This window comes from Mucilaginibacter sp. SG538B (assembly GCF_013376065.1).
GTDB classification, from domain to species: domain Bacteria; phylum Bacteroidota; class Bacteroidia; order Sphingobacteriales; family Sphingobacteriaceae; genus Mucilaginibacter; species Mucilaginibacter rubeus.
On sequence record NZ_JABMJI010000001.1, the window covers coordinates 98,864 to 118,377 of the forward strand.

The following is a 19,514-nucleotide window of genomic DNA, read 5'->3' on the forward strand; positions in this document are numbered from 1 at the left end:
AAAGACGTTACGATCTTAAGCAGGATCTCTAAGCAAATAAACTTAGCAGATAGTTAACCATATTATCGTCAACGGTAATATCTTCTATCTCAAATTGCTCATCAATCAGGTCGGAAAGTTCTGTTAGTTCGCGGCTCATAAAATAAAAAATTACTATGCTAACATAGTAATTTTTAAACTAAAAACCAAATCGGTATAAGGTTTAATTTGTAATCAGCAAAGATTTCATAAATCTTTGCTGATTGGTATATGCAATGCTTAATTTTTATCCCAGTTTATCTTGCGCGAAAAGTACATCAACACCGCTATAATGATAAACAGCGCGATACTGCCAACCATTAAGGCAAGATCTTCCAGTTGAATGATCACAAAGATGAAGGCATAAAACACGGTCAAAATAAAAGCGAACAGTATGGCTGCCTTGCCGTTTTTGAGCAGGGATGATATAAATATGGATATAAGTGCTATGGTTGATACAGAAGCAATAAGATAAGCCATGTTGTAGCCAACCTGCTCTGAAAACGATAATAGCAGTGTGTAGTAAATAACCATAGCCGCACCAATCAGTATGTAATTGAACATATGTATCGGTTGCTTGCGGATAACCTCGGTTAAAAACAAGGAGATAAAGGTAAGCAGGATAATGAATATCGCATACTTACTGGTACGCATGGTTTTCTGGTACTGATCAACCGGGAGACGAAGTTTTACACCAAAAGTGGCCTCTTCCAGTTTTTTGTCGTTATCCAACGTTTTTTGCTGACCTGTCCACTGTTGCGGGAATGGCCGGTTGTAATACATCATCCGCCAGCTGGCGCTAAAGCCGCCGGTATCAACTTTAGAATCATCGGGGAGGAAATTGCCATCAAAGCTCGGGCTGCTCCAGTTGCCATTTACCCGCACATCGGTAGTTTTACCCATTTGTAAAAAGCTTAATCCTTCACTGCCTTTCAGATCAAGCGTGTAATCAAATGGAATTTCGTTATTGTTTATTGCTGAAAGGTCAACACCGGCTTGCAAACCATTGCCAAATACGGATTCAAATGAAGGCTCGGCGCCAAGTATGGGTTGAGTGGTTTTTATAACCGGGTTGCTTTTCAAACCTTTCAGGTCGCTCACACTAAATTCAAACCTGGCTTTATTTAAAAGGAGCTGGTTTATATTTATACCGAGTGAGGAGAGATCAAGTTTGGCAAAATTGCCGCTTATTTTTACCTGCGTATTATATACAGCTACATCAAAAATGCCCCGGTGCCTAAGCTGTGTTGTAAGGCCTGCCTTAATGTGAAGGTTGTCGGGCAAAATGTACAGGTTTTCTATAAGCGTCTGCTTAGCTGTATCGGTCATATTTATTCCTTTTTTATAAGGGATAACCAATATTGGACCTTTAATGATCTGGCTGGCCGACCAGCTTTCTGATACCTCTTTGGCCGTTTCACCCTGTCTGACTGCACGTTCGGTCACCAGGTTTTGGACGAAGGCTGATGGAATTAAGAGTAAAAGCGCCAATAGCCCGATAAAGATCAATTTAAATGTTGCCGACTCCCTGAGCCAGCCCAATGTTGTTTGTTTTGGTGATTGTTCCTCTATCATGATTGCTTGGATATAAAGTACTTTGTATTTCAAAGTTTCTGATTAAAAAGAAAGGCTTTGCTTAAGCCTGTGACAAATATAATGTAAAGTACTTTGTATTTCAAAGTAATTGTCGATTTTTTTAGGATTAGAAACTCTCTTCTTTAATGATATGTACCAGATCACCATTTTTTGATAGTTTTATTGCTGATGAAAAAGACCGATGAATATATGTTGAATAGAATAATGTGGAAAGCTGACAAACATGAGATTTGTACAATGTTAGATGACCATACATCTTTTTTCAACGATCTTTCAGAACCGATTAAATTATACCTGAAATCTAATTTAATAGCAGGTTTGAGCGGGATCCCGGTGCTTTTCTTTACTAAATCTTCAAACCAATGGACATTACTTTGTACGAAACAGGTGATAGGTTGTAGCGGAGAAAATATTTTCAGAATCAATTTTCAGAATATTGCTAAAATAGAGGCCTTTCAAACCAATAGAAACATGAAATAAAAAAGAATGGGATAAGTTATCCGTTTTTGATGATGAGGGCAACTGTCATATTTTATATGTTAGTAACGGATATATTCATAATGTCTTGCACAATATTCTGTTAATGTGCCGCCAATTAGCTACTTAAACCGAAACCGCCGCCTTAACCAGATAGGGCAGGATCTCTTTCTGAAAAGAAACAAAATTTTTCCGCACATCCGAATCACTTACCGAAGTAAATGCAAAGCTAAACACGATGCTTTTACTGCACTTGATCAGGAAGCGTAAGCGCTGTTGGTAAGTTTCGTGCTTGCGGATGCCGGGCAATTGGATAAACGATGCCATGAGCAGTTCTTCCAGTTCGTTAGATAGGTTCTTTAAAAAATCCTGTGAGTTAGTTGACTCGCGGATGAAATCCCAGCCGATAAACTCGTTACAAACAGTATAGGAGAGGCGGCAGGTTTTCATGATGAGGTTATTGAGATAAACCTCTTCATCAATATCATTCCAATTGCTTTGTACCAGGTCGTCAACGCTGGCTTTAATGTAGTCCATCAGCAGTACGTGTAATACGGCCTCTTTGCTATCGAAGTATTTATAGATGGTTGCCTTGGCAATTTTTGCCTTTTTGGCAATCTCGTTAACACTGGTTTTATGGTACCCGAATTTGCGGAAAAGTTCCTGTGCCGCCCGCTTAATACTATCTTTTATTTTATCGGCTTCCATTAATTAGTTACTTGAATTTCAAACTGGGTAACAGCTACCCTATAGGTTCTTAATGCCTTTGTGGCCGGGGCTTTTACCGGTGTGCCATCTTCAAGGCTAAACTTTGAACCGCTGCAGGGATCGGTTACCGTAAAGCCTGTATTGTCAATTGTTACGGCGCATTTTTTTTCGGGCTGATAGCTGCTACACCGGTCGTAGGCCGCATAAGTGCCGTTCACTTTACGGTAAATGATCAATCCGGACACACCATAACCATTAACGGCCACCGCGCCGCCCGCAACGTTAAGGGGGCTCAATGCCGGTGTGCCCAATGCGGCCTGGAAATTAACAGGTACACTCGGTACATTATCGGTTGCTTTTCCGCACGAAAAGCAACCGATAACTACCAATAATATTATAGTGAGTTTCCTCATAACATTTCAGTTTGGAACTGTTTAAGGAAACGTACATCGTTTTCTGAAAACAGGCGCAGGTCGCGGATTACATATTTTAAGTTGGCGATACGCTCCATACCCATACCAAAGGCAAAGCCTGTATATTTTTTACTGTCGATACCGCAGTTTTCCAAAACGTTAGGATCAACCATACCGCAGCCTAAAATTTCCACCCAGCCACTGTGTTTACACATGTTACAACCGGCACCGCCGCAAATGGTACACGAAATATCCATCTCGGCTGATGGCTCGGTGAACGGGAAGTATGACGGACGGAAACGTACCCTTGTACCTTCGCCATAAAGCTCCTGCACAAAGTGGTAAAGGGTTTGTTTCAGATCAGAGAAAGATACATTCTCATCAACATACAAACCTTCAACCTGGTGGAAAAAGCAATGCGCGCGGGCCGAAATAGCCTCGTTACGATAAACCCTGCCCGGCATAATTGCACGGAACGGTGGTTTGCCGGCTTCCATCATCCGTACCTGTACCGATGAGGTGTGGGTACGCAGCGCAATATCATCTTTACCATTATTCTTTTTAATAAAGAAGGTATCCTGCATGTCACGTGCCGGGTGTTCATCAGGGAAGTTCAGGGCCGAGAAGTTATGCCAGTCGTCTTCAATTTCCGGACCTTCGGCAACAACGAAGCCTAAGCGCTTAAAGATATCGATGATCTCGTTACGCACCAATGACAACGGATGGCGTGAGCCAACAGTAAAGCCATCGCCGGGTAAAGTAAGGTCAAGATCATTGCCTTTGCTTTGCGTGCCTGTGCCAATGTTTTCCTTCAGCTCGTTATATTTAGCCTCGGCCAGTTGTTTAAACTCGTTAAGTACCTTTCCGAAAGTGCGTTTCTCTTCCGGACTAACGCTTTTAAACTGCTCAAAAAGGTCTTTAATAATACCCTTGGTGCCTAAAAATTTAATACGGAACGCCTCCAGTTCATCAGCATTAGCTGGCGAAAAAGCATTGATCTCGGCGGTATATTGGTCTATCTGAGCTTGCATTATAATGTATTGTTTGTAATTCTTTTTGTTGTTATCTCTGCTCCCTGATTATTGGTGGCTAAGGAGATAGCTGTTATAGATTGATATTTGTGCGCAGGGCAGCAAATATACGACTATTTAAGCACTCCCAGTTCCTTACCCACCTTAGTAAACGCTGCAATAGCTTTATCCAAATGGTGCATATCATGCGCTGCCGAGATCTGTACCCTGATCCTTGCTTTACCTTGCGGTACTACCGGATAGTAAAAGCCTATTACATAAATACCTTCGTCAAGCATTTTTGCAGCAAACTCCTGGGCCAGCTTGGCATCATATAACATAACCGGGACTATAGGATGCACGCCGGGTTTAATGTCAAAACCAGCTTCGGTCATTTTTTGACGGAAGTATTGCGTATTGCTTTCCAGTTTGTCGCGAAGCTCTGTGGTTTCGTTTAACATATCCAGTACCGCAATTGAAGCACCGGTAATTGCTGGTGCCAAAGTATTTGAGAACAAATACGGGCGTGAGCGCTGGCGTAGCATATCAATAATTTCTTTACGACCAGATGTAAAACCACCCGATGCGCCACCCAAAGCTTTACCTAATGTACCGGTGATGATATCAATCCTTCCCATCACATTATGATGTTCATGCGTACCGCGGCCATTTTTGCCCATAAAGCCCGAACAATGGCTCTCATCGATCATGATCAGCGCGTTGTATTTATCGGCCAGGTCGCAGATCTTATCTAACTGGGCAATGGTGCCGTCCATGCTGAAAGCGCCATCGGTAACGATGATTCGATGACGCAGTTCCTGCGTAGCTTTTAATTTTTCTTCCAGGTCGGCCATATCATCGTGCCTGTAACGGTAGCGCTGGGCCTTGCAAAGGCGCACACCGTCAATGATCGAAGCATGGTTCAGTTCGTCAGATATAATAGCGTCCTGATCGTTAAATAAAGGTTCAAACACGCCGCCGTTGGCATCAAAAGCCGCAGCGTAAAGTATGGTATCTTCAGTGCCCAAAAATTCAGCTATCTTTTTTTCAAGCTCTTTGTGTATGTCCTGTGTACCACATATAAACCGTACAGACGATAAACCGTAACCATGCGTATCCATGGCATCTTTGGCGGCCTGTACCACTTTGGCATTACCCGATAGGCCGAGGTAGTTATTGGCGCAAAAGTTAATTACTTCGGCACCGCCCTGAACAGTAATATCTGCGCCCTGGGGCGAAGTGATGATCCGTTCCTTTTTGTATAACCCGGCATTTTCAATTTCGGTTAACTCCTGTTGCAAAACCGGCTTTAGTGTGTTGTACATAGCATGCGTGTTTTAAAGAGGGCAAAATTAAGCATTCGCGGGCATTTGATAAGGTTTATTAAACCTTAAATAATTATTAAGTAGATAATAAAACATTTTTAAGCTCTAAAGTATTACGCATAAGTAACATATGAGAAAATATATACTACTATTGGCCATTGCTTTAAGCGTAATAACGGCCTCCGCGCAGCAATCGCTTTTGACAGGAAAAATAACCGATAAGGATGGACAGGCCATTCCTTTTGTTTCTATTTATATCCGTAATTCCACCTATGGTACTACCGCCAACGAAAACGGAATTTACCAGTTTAAACTTGCTCCCGGTACCTATAACGTCATATACCGCTATGTTGGATATACTGAAAAGATAGAGCAGGTCACCATAACAGATCAGGATCAGGAACATAATGTACAAATGGCCGATGAAGTATTTGCCACCAACAGGGTAGCCGAAACCTATCGTAAAAACCGGGATGCTGCCGATACCATCATGAAGCAAGTGCTGAAAAAGCGCAAATACTATATTGAGGAGGCCACTTCATACTCCTGTGCTGTTTATATCAAAGGTGTACAAAAATTACTGAGCGTACCTAAATCATTGTTGGGCCAGGAGGTAAGGAAAACGCTCGATTTGGATACAAACGGTAGGGGGATACTCTACCAGTCCGAATCAATATCTGAATACAATTTTCAAAAACCAAACAAGGTACGGGAGATTACTATCGCCAACCGGATGGCTGGCCAGAATACAGCATTTGGCTACAAAAAGGCATCTGATCTACAGGCTAATTTTTACCAGAATGTATTTACTATAAACGGGTTAGCTACCCGTGGCTTTGTTTCTCCGGTTGCTTCATATGGTCCCAGGTTTTATAATTACAAATTGCTTGGAACCTCAGTTGAAAATGGCCATACCATCCACAAAATCCAGGTGATTCCGAAACGCGGGCATGGTCAGTATTTTCAGGGCGATATTTATATTGTTGACGGCGACTGGCGCATTTACAGCGTTGACCTGTTTGTTGAAAATAAAACGAGCAACCTCAATCTGGTTGATACATTAAAGATCAGGCAGCAATACGTAGCCATAACCGATAGCGTATGGATGCCTGCATCAACCCAATACAGTTTTAAAGGGGCCGTCTTCGGATTTAAATTTGGCGGATATTATGCGGCTGTTTATAATAACTATAAAATCAACCCGACATTTCCTGATAACTTTTTTACCGGTGAGATCCTGAAAATTGATACGGTAGCTAATAGTAAAAAGCCGGGCTACTGGGCCGATGCGAGGCCCATACCCTTAACTGCTTTTGAGGATCGTGATTACAAAAAAAAGGATGCCTTTGAAGAATATAAAAAGACGGATACTTATCTGGATTCGCTTCAGCATCATAAAAATCATATCAACTATCCTGGCTACCTGATTTTTGGTTATGCTGCCAGCAATAAAAGCAACAGGGATTCATTGTATATTTTTCCGTTTATACAAACCTTTTATTACAACACGGTTGAGGGCTTTGGCATTAATGCAAAGGTAAGCTATATCCGTACCATTGATGATTTTCATTCATTGACAATTACACCCGCCTTGCGTTATGGTTTCTCTAACAAAATCTTCAGCGCCAACATAGGTTTTGAGTATAAGAACGATCCTTTCCATAACGCTAAGTTTTATGCTGATTTTGGCAGCGATGTGCTTGATCTTAACAATGTAGGCACGCGTTCGTTATATTTCAACACGCTGAGTACGCTTCTGAGCGAAAATAACTATGTTAAATATTACCGAAGCCATTATGGCGATTTCGGCTATCAGCGCGAAGTGTTAAACGGCGTGTTTTTAAAAGGAGGTTTGTCGTATTCAAGTCGTTCGCAGCTTTACAATACGTCTTTTAGCAAGATAAAGGATATTAAAGATCGCCAGTTTACATCAAATAATCCATTAGCTCCGCCGGGTACTCCGGCAGATGACCATTCGTTTTTGTTTCCAGATAACCAGGCACTGGTATTTAACGCCTCGGCTACTTTTACATTCGATCAGCGGTACGAAACCCGGCCCACCGGCAAGTTTAACCTGCCGTCAAAATATCCAACCTTAACGGTAAACTACCGTAAAGGGTTTAAAAATATCATCGGCTCGGATGTAGATTACGATTTTGCCTCTGTCGATCTTTCGCAGGACCATATCCGTGTCGGTCTTTCGGGCTATTCATCATTTAAAGTATCGGGCGGAGGCTTTTTCAATAACAACAACCTGTACTACATGGATTATAACCACTTTTTAGGTAACCAGGGTACCACTTTTGATCCTACCTATGTAGGTAGTTTCCACTTCCTGCCTTTTTATACCTATAGTACCAACGGTGCGTTTTTAGAGGCGCATTACCAACATAATTTTGCAGGTTCACTATTTAATCATATCCCGTTGTTAAGAAAGTGGAAGCTTGAAGAAATTATCGGTGCCAACTACCTCACCACGAAAAATAACCGCAATTACCGCGAGTTTTACGTAGGCGTACAGCGCCTAATTTTCCGTGTTGACTATGGTATCTCCTACGCCGGCGATAAAAAATACATCCAAGGCTTCAGGATCTTTTACGGGATAAGGTAGGAGGGAGTCCGAAAGTCGGAAAGTCCGCTTAAGTCCGAAAGTTTTTGCTCTTGATTTAATGGTTGACTTCTTACTTACGGACTTTCGGACTTCAGACTTTCGGACTTCGAACAAAGTTCGTATCTTTGCGCCGCTCATTTAACACTGTTTGCAGCAGTATCAATGATTTTATGAAAATGTATAATACCCTACTATACTATTGTTATTCGACAATAGCTAATGCGGAGCAATTTGCTGCCGATCATTTAAAATTTTGTAAAAGCTTAGGTTTAACCGGGCGCATTATTGTGGCCGATGAAGGGCTTAACGGTACTGTTTCGGGTACTGTTGAGGCATGTAAAACTTATATGGATACTGTACACGCCGACGAGCGTTTTGCCGGTATCGACTTTAAAATTGATGAAGTAGATACGCCTTCCTTTGTAAAAATGCATGTGCGTTATAAATCAGAGATTGTACATTCAGGTCTTCGTGATCGGAATCTGATCGACCCGAAACAAAAAACCGGTAAACACCTGGAGCCGAAAGAGTTTTTGGCGATGAAAGACAGGGAAGATGTGGTTGTTTTGGATGTACGTTCAAATTACGAACACTCTTTAGGCAAGTTCAAAAACGCGGTGACCCTTGATATTGATAACTTCCGTGATTTTCCGGCCATGATCAACGAGCTGGCCAAGTACAAGGATAAAAAGATCCTGACATACTGCACCGGCGGCATCAAATGCGAAAAAGCATCTGCCTTGTTGTTGCACGAGGGTTTCCCGGAAGTGTACCAGTTGCATGGCGGCATCATTAAATATGGTAAAGAAGCGGGCGGCGAGGATTTTGAAGGCAAATGCTATGTGTTTGATAACCGCCTTTCGGTTGATGTGAACAGCGTTAACCCTGTTGTTATTTCAACCTGCTTCAATTGCGGCAAAACCACACCAAAAATGATCAATTGCGCCAACCCCGAGTGCAACGAACATTTTACCCAGTGCGATGAATGCGGAACCGCTATGGACGGTTGCTGCAGCGAGGCTTGTAAAGAGCATCCGCGTAAACGGGTTTATGATGGTACCGGGTATTATGTAAAAGTACCTCAACCGGTAAATGTGAGTAAAAACAAACTGCAGCCAATAGCATAACAGCTGTGGCACAATTAATTATATAAGGCTTACCCTCAAGGGTAGGCTTTTTTATTTTGTCGGGTACAAACACTACTTTAGCAAATTGAGCCGCTACATCCCATGCGTAAAATCCTGTGTATTATTATCGTTCTTGTTTTTATATCAGTTTGGCCCGCGTGGTCGGTAGATATTAAAAGTGTAGGTGTTCCTTATATTCAAAACTATACCAAGGCAACTTACCAGTTTGGTAACCAAAACTGGTCGGTAACGCGCGATGAGCACGATATCATGTACTTTGGTAATGCCGAAGGCCTGCTCACCTTTGATGGTAAATACTGGCAGCAATACCACATGCCCAACGGCTTAATTGTACGCTCAGTTAGTGCTGATGGCAGGGGCAGGGTGTATGCCGGCGGATATGGTGAATTTGGCTATTGGCATAACGATGGTAAGGGCATTTTAAAATATACCTCACTCGTTAACCTGGTACCCAAAAACTTTTTACCGGTAACCGAAGAGATCTGGAAAATATATTGCGATAACAACAGGGTGCTTTTCCAATCATTTGGTGCTATCTATATTTATTCGGCTGGTAAAATTGAAGTGGTAAAAACACATGAGCCGTATTTGTTTCTTTTTAAATGTGATAGCCGCTTTTTTGTAGAGCAATTAACCAAAGGGCTTTTTGAGCTTAAAGGTTCAAAGACTGAATATATTGAAGGCAGCAGTATTTTAGGCGCAAGTGGTGTGTTATCTATTTTGCCATTTCAACAGCGTAAATATCTCATTGGTACGGCAAAAAATGGTTTATTTATCTACGATGGTAAAACAGTTAAGCCATGGGTGAGCCAGGCAAATGATTTTTTAAAAACCTACCAGCTGAATAATGGCGCGGCCATCGCCGATAAGTATTTCGCCTATGGTACCATTCTTAATGGTATTGTGATCGTTGATACTGCCGGTCGTGTAGTGCAGCATATCAATAAAGCCAGCGGTATGCAAAACAATACGGTGTTAAGCCTTTATACCGATGCCAGCCAAAACCTTTGGGCCGGACTGGATAATGGTATCGATAGAATTGAGGTTAACTCGCCTTTGTATTTTTATTTCGATAAAACCGGGAAATTCGGTACGGTTTATTCAAGTATCATTTTTGATAAAAAGATCTATCTCGGCACTAACCAGGGGCTGTTTTACAGCGATTGGCTGCCCGATAATCATAACAGCCCCTTTCAAACATTCGACTTTAAACTGATTCCCGGTTCGCAGGGGCAGGTGTGGGATTTGTCGTTACAGGATAACAGGTTGCTTTGCGGCCATAACGACGGAACCTACCAGGTAAATGGAGCTTCGTTAAAAAAGATCTCGGATGTAACAGGCGGTTGGACCATTAAGAAAATGGCCCCCGATATGCTCATGCAGGGCACTTATACCGGCCTGGTGATCTACCGGAAAGATGCCGCGGGCAATTGGCAATTCAGCCATAAATTAGCGGGTTTCAGTGAACCTTCACGCTATGTTGAACGTGATGCCAAAGGTCAAATTTGGGTAAGCCACGCTTATAAGGGTATTTATAAACTTACTTTAAGCGCCGATCAGCGCACTGTGGTATCACACGTTTATTACGACCAAAAACATGGTTTGCCGGGTAGTTACAACATTAATGTATTTGATCTCGATAACCGCACGGTTTTCTCGTCAGATTTGGGTTTTTATGTGTATGACGATATTACCGACAGGTTTTATAAATATCAGCAGCTTAACAGCAAACTGGGCACATTTGCCACCTCAAGTAAGATCATTAAGGCTATAGGTAAAAAATACTGGTTCATTAACCAGGGCAGGGTTGGTTTGGCCGATATGTCTGTTACCGGGAAGCTAACCATCGATACCAACAGGTTTTCTATCCTGAACGGACAGATGGTACAGCATTATGAAACCATTAACCGTATCAACAACTCAACCTATTTGATAAGTGTTGATGACGGGTTTGTGATATTAAACGATGCAGATGCTCAACTGCCCAATAGGATCAAAATACCTGATGTTTTGATCAGGAGGATAGAGAATGTTACCGATAAGGTATCGTTGATAACTGAAGCAGCAGAACAGAGCAATAACATTGAAATACCTTATGCCGAAAATAACATCCGTATAAGTTATTCTCTGCCTTATTATACCCAGGCTAAAATCAGGTTTCAGTATTATCTGGAAGGCTATTCGCATCAATGGAGCGAGTGGATGCCGCAAAGCCAAAAGGAGTTTACGAATCTTAACCAGGGTACTTATAATTTTAAGGTGAGGGCTAAGATCAATGATCAGTACCAATCTGCTGTTTCAACAATAACTTTTACGGTATTGCCGCCATGGTATGCCGGAAAAATAGCGCTGGTGTTTTATGTGTTGCTGGCTGTATTGCTATTTTATGTGATCAGGTATTACTACGGGCTTAAATTGAAAAAACATCAGCAGCAGATTCAACAAAAGCTGCAGAAAGAGAAGGAAGAATTTTTGAAGCAGGAAGCTATTGCAAATGAGCAGCACATCATCAATATAAAGAACGAGCAGCTGCAAGCCGACCTGGCCAGTAAAAGCCGTGAACTCGCAAATTCGGCCATGAACATAGTTTACAAAAATGAGCTGCTGCAAAAGATAAGCGACGAGCTAACCCACCTGAAAGGGGGCGATGGTAAGAAACTTGCCGACGAACAATTGCGCCGCATCCAGAAAGTGATTGATGAAGGTATGAGCGATGAGCGTGACTGGAACATATTTGAAACCAGTTTTAACGAAGCGCACGAAAACTTCTTTAAAAAACTAAAAGCCGGTCACCCCGACCTGGTGCCAAATGACCTTAAGCTATGCGCGTACCTGCGCATGAATATGAATAGCAAGGAGATAGCGTCACTGCTCAACATCTCTTTGCGCGGGGTCGAAATTCGTCGTTACAGGCTGCGCAAAAAGCTCAATCTGGAGCATGATAAAAACCTCACCGAGTTTCTCATCGAGCTTTAACACTACATCATTACCTCTCATTGTGCTATTTAGTGGTATTGGGTACTAAGCGGGCTGTGTAGTAGTTGGTTTTATTTTAACTGTCTGTTAAATAGGTGTTTGTGTTTTATAAAAACATTTCGTGTGAAAGTATTCTTATGCTGATGTATTAATGTTGAGTTACATTATTTGCTAAAGGCTGATTATCTGTACAGCTTTGCAAATCAATAAACCAATTATTTTTCGATCCGTATTATTTATTAACCACTATGAAAAGAATATTTACTATTTCAGGGTTGATGTTGTTACTGTTGTTTTGCTATGACGCGGCGTTTGCACAAAACGTTACACTAAAAGGTAAAATAACTGACGGAAAAACAGGCGAGGCTTTAATAGGCGTGTCTGTTTCAGTTAAAGGAACAACTATAGGTACCCAAACAGACGTAAACGGAGCCTTTACCCTCCAGGCACCGGGTAATGCAACTTTATCAATTGCTTATATAGGTTATGCTACACAAGAGGTAGCAGTTAACGGGCAAACAACCATAAACGTAGCCCTGCAGCCAAAGACAAACGAATTGCAACAGGTAGTTGTTATTGGTTATGGTACGCAGCGAAAGCTTGACGTAACCGGTTCGATAGCTACTGTTAAAGGCGCCGATGTTGCCAAACAAGCTTCACCTAACGCATTGAGCGGTTTACAGGGTAAAGTATCAGGTGTACAAATCACCAACAGCGGTACACCGGGTAAATCACCAGACATTACTATTCGTGGTTTAGGTACTATTTATGGTAATACCAAACCGCTGTTTGTTGTTGACGGTGTTTGGTATGATGATATCAGCTTCCTTAATCCGCAGGATATCGAAAGCTTCAGCATTTTGAAAGACGCGTCAAGTACAGCTATCTATGGTATCCGTGCAGCTAACGGTGTAGTTTTGATAGGTACTAAACGTGGTACAAAAGGTAAACCGGTTATTAATTATAATGGCTATGTAGGTTTGCAGGCTGTTACCAACCAGGTAAAAATGGCAAATGCCAATGAATATGCCACTGCGGTAAATGAGCTTTCGGCATTAAATGGTGGCGATCCGATATTCAGCAATCCTTCATCATACGGTAAAGGAACAGACTGGTATAAACAAATATTGCGCAAGGCATTTACTACAAACCATGAGGCTTCAATAAGTGGTGGTACCGATAAGTATACCTATAACTATTCGTTTGGTTACCTTAACCAGGATGGATTAGCCAAAACCAACAATTATCAGCGTTACACAGTTCACTTGTCAAATGATTTTAAGCCAACTAAAAACTTAAAATTAGGTTATACAGCAAGTGGCCTGTCTGATGTATCGCGCGATGTAAATGGCGATATCTTTCACCAGTTATTTGGCGCGGCCCCTACACTACCTGTACGCAAAGCTGATGGCAGTTATGGCGATCCTAACGACTATGGAACCGGCGATGGTAATAACTATAACCCGCAGGCTACTATTGATTTTTTTAATCAGCGCACAAAAAACAAGCGTTTTACTTATAACGCTTATGGCGAAGTTACCTTCCTTAAAAACTTCAAATTTAAGTCGAGCTTTGGCGGCGATATCAGCCAGAATGAAGTACGGGGATATTCTCCTCAATACTTTGCTACCTTAAAACAACAGAGTAATAAAACCAATCTGGACATCAACCATACCGATGTACGTAACTGGATCTGGGAAAACACCCTTACTTATGATGTTAAAATAAAAGATCATAAAATTACAGCCCTGGTGGGTTACAGTGCTCAAAATTACCGAACTAAACAAATAGATGGTAAGGCCGATAACGTTCCGTATGTAAAAAACGGCAGTATCAGGAGTTCATTCCCTGATACCGCCAATATAAATTTCTTTCCAACTCCCGGTAGCCAGGCTCACAACCGCGCATTATCACAATTTGCACGTGTCAATTACTCGTTTAAAGACAGATATTTGTTGAACGCCTCTATTCGTCATGACGGTGCCTCGCAGTTTTATGGCCAGCATACTTATGGTAATTTCCCATCAATTGGTGCCGGTTGGGTAATTACCAACGAGGATTTTATGAAAAATCAGAAGGTATTCAGTTCGTTAAAGGTTCGGGGAAGCTGGGGAAAGATAGGCAACTCTGGTGTGCCTATTAACCCGACAGTACAAGTTATTGCCACCGATCCTTACCTCACGGGCTTATTTGGTAACCCGCTTAAAACTTATCCGGGTGCAAGTATTAACTCCATAGTACCTCCATCTATCGTTTGGGAAAACACCGCGTCGTCAGATTTTGGTATCGAGGGCGGCTTGTTTGATGGCAAACTTACTTTCGAAGGTGATTATTACGATCGTAAAACTGAACATGCTATTTTCGCAATTCCAGTGGCTGGTTCATTAGGTACAAGTAACAGTTCATTGATAGGTAACCAGGCAACTATCCAGAATAAAGGTTGGGAGTTTTCATTAGGATGGAGAGATAATCCGTCAAAGGATTTCACTTATAGTATCAGCGGTAACCTCGGTATCAATACCAATAAGGTCCTTAATGTAATAACCGGCCAAAATCCAATTTATGATGGTGGCGAAGGTATTGCCAACGGTGCGTTAGCTACCCGTACCGTGGTTGGCCAGCCAATAGGCCAGTTTTATGGATACAAAGTAACAGGCATTTTCCAAACAGCACAGCAGGTTGCGGCTTCAAAACAACCAGGCGCAGCCCCTGGCGACTTCATTTACCAGGACACCAATAACGACGGCATATTGGATAGCCGCGATCGCGTTGCACTGGGTAGCCCGCTGCCAAAATATAACTACGGTATAAACACATCATTCACCTACAAAAACTTCGACCTTGCGTTAGATTTTCAGGGCGTTGCCGGTGTAAGTGTTTATAATGCCAATATCGCTTACCGTTTTGGTAACGAAAACTTCACTCAGGACTTTTATGACCATCGCTGGCACGGGGCTGGTACTTCAAACACCTACCCTTCAGTAAACGTTGGTAAAAACAGCAATGCCGCCCCTAACTCTTTCTATGTTGAAAGCGGTGCATACTTCAGGATGAGGAACGCGCAGCTGGGCTATACCATTCCGGGCGAATTCCTGAAGAAACTGAATATTTCAAAAGTCAGGATCTATGCAAACGCACAAAACGCCATCAACCTGTTTGGTTACAAAGGCTTCTCGCCGGAGATTGGTGGTGATGTAGGCAGCCGTGGTATTGATGCAAGTGTGTATCCGTTGTTTGCTACCTATAATTTTGGTGTTAACGTTACTTTTTAATCAATATAAAGATGAAAAATAGTACAAAATATTCGCGTAAGGTCGTTGCTTTAGGTCTTATCGCTTCAATTATATCGTTTCAAAGCTGTAAAAAAAGCTTCTTAAATGTCGATCCGGCTCAAAATACCGCGGCCACCCAGTTTTTCAAAACCCAGGATGATGCCACAAAAGCGGTTAGCGCCATGTATGCTAACCTGCGCGAGTGGAACAACATAGCCTTTGCACCTATTGCTGTAGAGAGCATGGGTTCTGACGATGTAGAAAAGGGCAGTACCGCCAGTGATGCTACCTTCTTTAATGACTATCACAAATTTACCATTACTGCGGGGGATGCCCAACTGGGTGGTTTCTGGAAAGGTCAGTACCAGAACATCAACTTTGCTAACCAGATCTTGACCAACGTGCCTGGTATCACCATGGATGAAACTTTAAAGGCAAGGTATCTGGCCGAAGCTAAGTTTATCAGGGCTTATTCATATTTTAGGTTGGTTAGGGCTTTTGGCGATGTGCCGCTGCGTTTAACCTTACCTAAAGATGCATCTGAATATAATTTGCCGCGTACAGCAAAAGCACAGGTTTGGGCCGCTATAGAAACTGATTTAACTGATGCCGCTAATGTATTGCCACAAACTTACAGCGCTGCCGATATCGGTCATGCTACAAAAGGTGCCGCTATTGCGTTGCATGCAAAAGTTGCCATATACCTGAAAAAATGGAGCGATGTATTGAATTACACCAACCAGGTAATGGGCATGGGCTATTCGTTGTTTCCTGATTATGAACAAATGTTCCGCACCAATCATAAAAATAATCAGGAATCGATATTTGAAATCCAGTGCGCATTGATCCCTAATAACCCGGATGCGTCAAACTCACAATACTCGCAGGTACAGGGTGTACGTGGCGTTACCGGTGGTGGCTGGGGCTTTAATGTGCCAAGTCCGGAGCTGGCGGCAGCTTATGAAACCGGCGATCCGCGACGTGACGCTACCATCATTTTCAGGGGCGAAACTACGCCAGAGGGTGATAAGATCCCGGCCAGCGGAGATAACCCGATGTATAACCAAAAATCATACGTGCCTTTCAGCCTGTATGTATCAGGTTTTAACGAAGGCTGCCAGCAAAATAAAATTGTTTTACGCTATGCCGATGTATTGCTGATGAACGCTGAAGCTAATAATGAGCTGGGTAATTCTGCAGCTGCCTTAATTCCGTTAGAGCAGGTTCGTGCCCGTGCCCGTGCCGGTAACGCCGCTATCTTACCAAAGATAACCACAACTGATCAGGCAACCCTTCGTAAAGCTATATACCAGGAAAGAAGGGTTGAACTGGCTATGGAATTTGAACGTTATTTCGACGTGATCCGTCAGGGTAGGGGTACCGAAGTTTTTGGCTCACGCGGTTGGAAAGCCGGCAAAAACGAAGTTTGGCCGGTGCCACAAAATGAAATTGACCTGAGCGGTGGCGCATTAACACAAAACCCTGGTTATTAATTAGCCAATAAAATACACACAGTTGATTGATGATGAGGTTGCCTTGTTGGGTTTAACGGGCAACCTCTCTTTTTTTAATGAAAACCCTGTTTTTCATATCCAAATGCAAATAGCTTTATGAAAAAACTATTTATTACTCCGGTATTTATATTGGCTGCCATTTGCGCCTTTGCCCAAAAGCAAACAAAAAAATCAGAAGACGGCATTAAGCCCGTTGGTATTATAAAAAACCTTACCGATAGCGCTTTGCTGGATGTAGTGCAACGCCAAACGTTTCGTTATTTCTGGGACTTTGGTCACCCGGTGAGCGGTCTGGCCCGTGAGCGCAGCAACACTTCTTTTGATTACGGTAACGAGGTGGTGACTACCGGCGGTTCGGGATTTGGCATCATGTCGCTCATTGTGGCCGATAGCCGCAAATGGATCACCCATGAGCAGGCGGTTGACCGTATGGTTAAGATCGTTAACTTTTTATACAAGGCCGATGCTTTTCACGGCGCTTTCCCGCACTGGTTAAACGGCGAAACCGGTAAAGTGATCCGTTTTGGCCGTAAGGATGATGGTGGTGATATTGTTGAATCAGCTTATCTTTTCCAGGGTTTATTGTGCGCGAGGCAGTATTTTACTGCCGATGATCCGAAAGAACGCCGAATCCGCGATGTGATTAACTGGATGTGGGGCGAAATGGAATGGAGCTGGTTTACCCGTGATGGCCGCGACTACCTTTACTGGCACTGGAGCCCCAACAATGGCTGGGCCATGAATTTCCCGATCCACGGTTTTAACGAATGTTTGATCACTTACGTGCTTGCCGCATCTGCCGAACGTTACCCCGTTAGTGCCAATGTTTACCATAATGGTTGGGCGCAAAGCGATTTCTTTAAAAACGGAAAAACTTTTTACGGTTTTAAATTGCCGCTTGGTTTTGATTACGGCGGTCCGCTATTCTTCTCGCAATATTCTTTCCTCGGCCTTAATCCTAAGGGATTAAAGGACGAGTATGCCGACTACTGGGAACAAAATAAAAATCATACTTTGATCAATCATGCTTACTGCGTTGATAATCCTAAAAAATTTAAAGGCTATGGTGAAAATTGCTGGGGCTTAACTGCCAGTGATAACTTTGAGGGATACAATGCCCATTCACCAACAAATGATCTTGGTGTTATTACACCAACGGCGGCGCTTTCGGCATTTCCGTATACGCCTGAATATTCGATGAAAGCCTTGCGTCATTTTTATTACGATCTGGGCGATAAGATCTGGGGCGAGTATGGCTTTACCGATGCCTTCAGCGAATCGCATAACTGGTACGCTAACTCTTATTTGGCCATCGACCAGGGCCCGATCATTGTGATGATTGAAAACTACCGGACCGGTTTGCTCTGGAAACTTTTCATGAGCTGCCCCGAGGTTCAGGGTGGTTTGAAAAAACTGGGTTTTGAAAGCCCCGCTATCGTGAAAAATTAATTCGGCATAAAAAATAAACAAAAGGCCGTTAAAGAGGTTAAATTTGTTTTAAAGCAACGGCGGTAATTACGTCGGTTGCAAAACAAAGAAGCATTTTAACCCATGATCAAAACAATACGAATTACAGGAATGCTAAGCTTACTCTTAGCATTCTCTTTTTTAGCCAGATCCCAAAATTTGACCTCGTTTGACAGGGGCAGCTTTATTTTTAAAGTAGACACACTGCCATACCGAATTTTATTTCCGAAACATTTTAATCCGGGTCAAAAGTACCCTTTATTGTTTGTGTTACACGGTTCGGGCGAACGGGGAAACAATAATGAGTCGCAACTGGCTTATGGGGCACAACGGTTCTTACAGGACAGCTGCAGGGAGTTATACGAGTCTATCATTGTTTTTCCGCAATGCCCGGCAAAAAGTTACTGGAGCAATGTAAAGCAGGTTACGGATTCGGCAACCAATAAGCGCAAATTTATTTTCCAGGAAAATGCGCCGCCAACAATGGCGATGATCATGCTGATGGGACTGGTTGACCAGTTTTTAGATAAGCCATTTGTTGATAAGCACAAAGTTTATGTGGGAGGCCTTAGCATGGGTGGTATGGGGACATTTGAAATCATTGGCCGCGAACCTAATGTATTTGCAGCAGCCTTTGCCATTTGCGGCGGCGATAATACGCTGAACGCGAAGAAATACGCTAAAAAAGTTCCGCTCTGGATCTTTCACGGTAATAATGACCCGGTAGTACCTGCCGATCACTCGCAGGTAATGGTTGATGCTATTAAAGAGGCGGGAGGCAAGCCGCGGTTTACGCTATATCCAGGTGTAGGGCACAACAGTTGGGACAACGCGTTCAACGAGCCTGATCTGTTGCATTGGTTGTTTTCGCATAGTAAGTAGGAGACGGGTAATACAAAAAACATGTCATTGCGAGGAGGAACGACGAAGCAATCGCATGCTATACAGGGCGGTCACGCTTCCGTGCGGTTGCCACGCT

13 protein-coding genes are annotated in these 19,514 nt (G+C 42.7%); 8 read left to right on the plus strand and 5 right to left on the minus strand.

Features of this window, described 5'->3' with window-relative positions:
- Positions 1–258: 258 nt before the first annotated feature.
- Positions 259–1,593: a cell envelope integrity protein CreD gene (gene creD, locus FHW88_RS00410; protein WP_176622297.1), complete on the minus strand. Its 1,335-nt coding sequence runs from the start codon at positions 1,591–1,593 to the stop codon at positions 259–261.
- Positions 1,594–1,782: 189 nt separating this feature from the next.
- On the opposite strand from creD, the gene FHW88_RS00415 reads away from it, so the two are divergent.
- Entirely contained in the window at positions 1,783–2,094 is a 312-nt protein-coding gene (locus FHW88_RS00415; RefSeq protein WP_090534157.1) for a hypothetical protein, read from the plus strand.
- Between the two features lie 123 nt (positions 2,095–2,217).
- On the opposite strand, the gene FHW88_RS00420 is transcribed toward FHW88_RS00415, so the two are convergent.
- From FHW88_RS00420 to kbl, 4 genes are all read right to left on the minus strand, one after another.
- The gene (locus FHW88_RS00420; RefSeq protein WP_090534155.1) at positions 2,218–2,799 is read right to left on the minus strand and encodes a TetR/AcrR family transcriptional regulator; all 582 of its coding nucleotides are present in this window, start codon (positions 2,797–2,799) and stop codon (positions 2,218–2,220) included.
- Positions 2,799–3,212, minus strand: a complete 414-nt coding sequence (locus tag FHW88_RS00425) for a Rieske (2Fe-2S) protein (protein WP_090534154.1) — start codon at positions 3,210–3,212, stop codon at positions 2,799–2,801. The genes FHW88_RS00420 and FHW88_RS00425 overlap by 1 nt, the downstream gene beginning before the upstream one ends.
- Entirely contained in the window at positions 3,209–4,243 is a 1,035-nt protein-coding gene (gene pheS, locus FHW88_RS00430) for a phenylalanine--tRNA ligase subunit alpha (RefSeq protein WP_176622300.1), read from the minus strand. Before pheS ends, FHW88_RS00425 begins: the two co-directional genes overlap by 4 nt.
- Positions 4,244–4,356: 113 nt before the next feature.
- Positions 4,357–5,547 (minus strand): glycine C-acetyltransferase, encoded by a 1,191-nt coding sequence (kbl, locus tag FHW88_RS00435; protein WP_176622301.1) that lies wholly within the window; start codon positions 5,545–5,547, stop codon positions 4,357–4,359.
- Positions 5,548–5,677: 130 nt separating this feature from the next.
- Between kbl and FHW88_RS00440 the strand changes: the two genes are divergently transcribed.
- The 7 genes from FHW88_RS00440 to FHW88_RS00470 all read left to right on the plus strand — a co-directional run bounded on the left by FHW88_RS00440 (position 5,678) and on the right by FHW88_RS00470 (position 19,417).
- Positions 5,678–8,158, plus strand: a complete 2,481-nt coding sequence (locus FHW88_RS00440) for a DUF5686 and carboxypeptidase regulatory-like domain-containing protein (RefSeq protein ID WP_176622303.1) — start codon at positions 5,678–5,680, stop codon at positions 8,156–8,158.
- Between the two features lie 170 nt (positions 8,159–8,328).
- A complete protein-coding gene (locus FHW88_RS00445; protein WP_176622305.1) occupies positions 8,329–9,285 on the plus strand; it encodes a rhodanese-related sulfurtransferase in 957 nt (318 codons plus the stop codon).
- 102 nt (positions 9,286–9,387) lie between these two features.
- A complete protein-coding gene (locus FHW88_RS00450; RefSeq protein WP_176622307.1) occupies positions 9,388–12,282 on the plus strand; it encodes a triple tyrosine motif-containing protein in 2,895 nt (964 codons plus the stop codon).
- Positions 12,283–12,530: 248 nt separating this feature from the next.
- Entirely contained in the window at positions 12,531–15,554 is a 3,024-nt protein-coding gene (locus FHW88_RS00455; protein WP_176622309.1) for a SusC/RagA family TonB-linked outer membrane protein, read from the plus strand.
- Between the two features lie 11 nt (positions 15,555–15,565).
- Positions 15,566–17,047, plus strand: coding sequence for a RagB/SusD family nutrient uptake outer membrane protein (locus FHW88_RS00460; protein ID WP_176622311.1), 1,482 nt, complete (start codon positions 15,566–15,568; stop codon positions 17,045–17,047).
- 117 nt (positions 17,048–17,164) lie between these two features.
- Positions 17,165–18,517 carry a glucoamylase family protein gene (locus FHW88_RS00465; RefSeq protein ID WP_176622313.1) on the plus strand — a complete coding sequence of 451 codons (1,353 nt, stop codon included), beginning with the start codon at positions 17,165–17,167 and terminating at the stop codon, positions 18,515–18,517.
- 129 nt (positions 18,518–18,646) lie between these two features.
- On the plus strand, positions 18,647–19,417 hold the full coding sequence (locus tag FHW88_RS00470) for a dienelactone hydrolase family protein (RefSeq protein WP_410505614.1): 771 nt from the start codon (positions 18,647–18,649) through the stop codon (positions 19,415–19,417).
- Positions 19,418–19,514 lie beyond the last annotated feature (97 nt).

Excerpts from the sequence above, each read along its gene's own strand:
- FHW88_RS00450 (WP_176622307.1), top strand. The coding sequence starts at position 9,388 with ATGCGTAAAATCCTGTGTATTATTATCGTTCTTGTTTTTATATCAGTT.
- FHW88_RS00440 (WP_176622303.1), top strand. The coding sequence starts at position 5,678 with ATGAGAAAATATATACTACTATTGGCCATTGCTTTAAGCGTAATAACG.
- FHW88_RS00455 (WP_176622309.1), top strand. The coding sequence starts at position 12,531 with ATGAAAAGAATATTTACTATTTCAGGGTTGATGTTGTTACTGTTGTTT.
- FHW88_RS00445 (WP_176622305.1), top strand. The coding sequence starts at position 8,329 with ATGAAAATGTATAATACCCTACTATACTATTGTTATTCGACAATAGCT.
- creD (WP_176622297.1), bottom strand. The coding sequence starts at position 1,593 with ATGATAGAGGAACAATCACCAAAACAAACAACATTGGGCTGGCTCAGG.
- FHW88_RS00470 (WP_410505614.1), top strand. The coding sequence starts at position 18,647 with ATGCTAAGCTTACTCTTAGCATTCTCTTTTTTAGCCAGATCCCAAAAT.
- FHW88_RS00465 (WP_176622313.1), top strand. The coding sequence starts at position 17,165 with ATGAAAAAACTATTTATTACTCCGGTATTTATATTGGCTGCCATTTGC.
- kbl (WP_176622301.1), bottom strand. The coding sequence starts at position 5,547 with ATGTACAACACACTAAAGCCGGTTTTGCAACAGGAGTTAACCGAAATT.
- pheS (WP_176622300.1), bottom strand. The coding sequence starts at position 4,243 with ATGCAAGCTCAGATAGACCAATATACCGCCGAGATCAATGCTTTTTCG.
- FHW88_RS00420 (WP_090534155.1), bottom strand. The coding sequence starts at position 2,799 with ATGGAAGCCGATAAAATAAAAGATAGTATTAAGCGGGCGGCACAGGAA.
- FHW88_RS00425 (WP_090534154.1), bottom strand. The coding sequence starts at position 3,212 with ATGAGGAAACTCACTATAATATTATTGGTAGTTATCGGTTGCTTTTCG.
- FHW88_RS00415 (WP_090534157.1), top strand. The coding sequence starts at position 1,783 with ATGAAAAAGACCGATGAATATATGTTGAATAGAATAATGTGGAAAGCT.
- FHW88_RS00460 (WP_176622311.1), top strand. The coding sequence starts at position 15,566 with ATGAAAAATAGTACAAAATATTCGCGTAAGGTCGTTGCTTTAGGTCTT.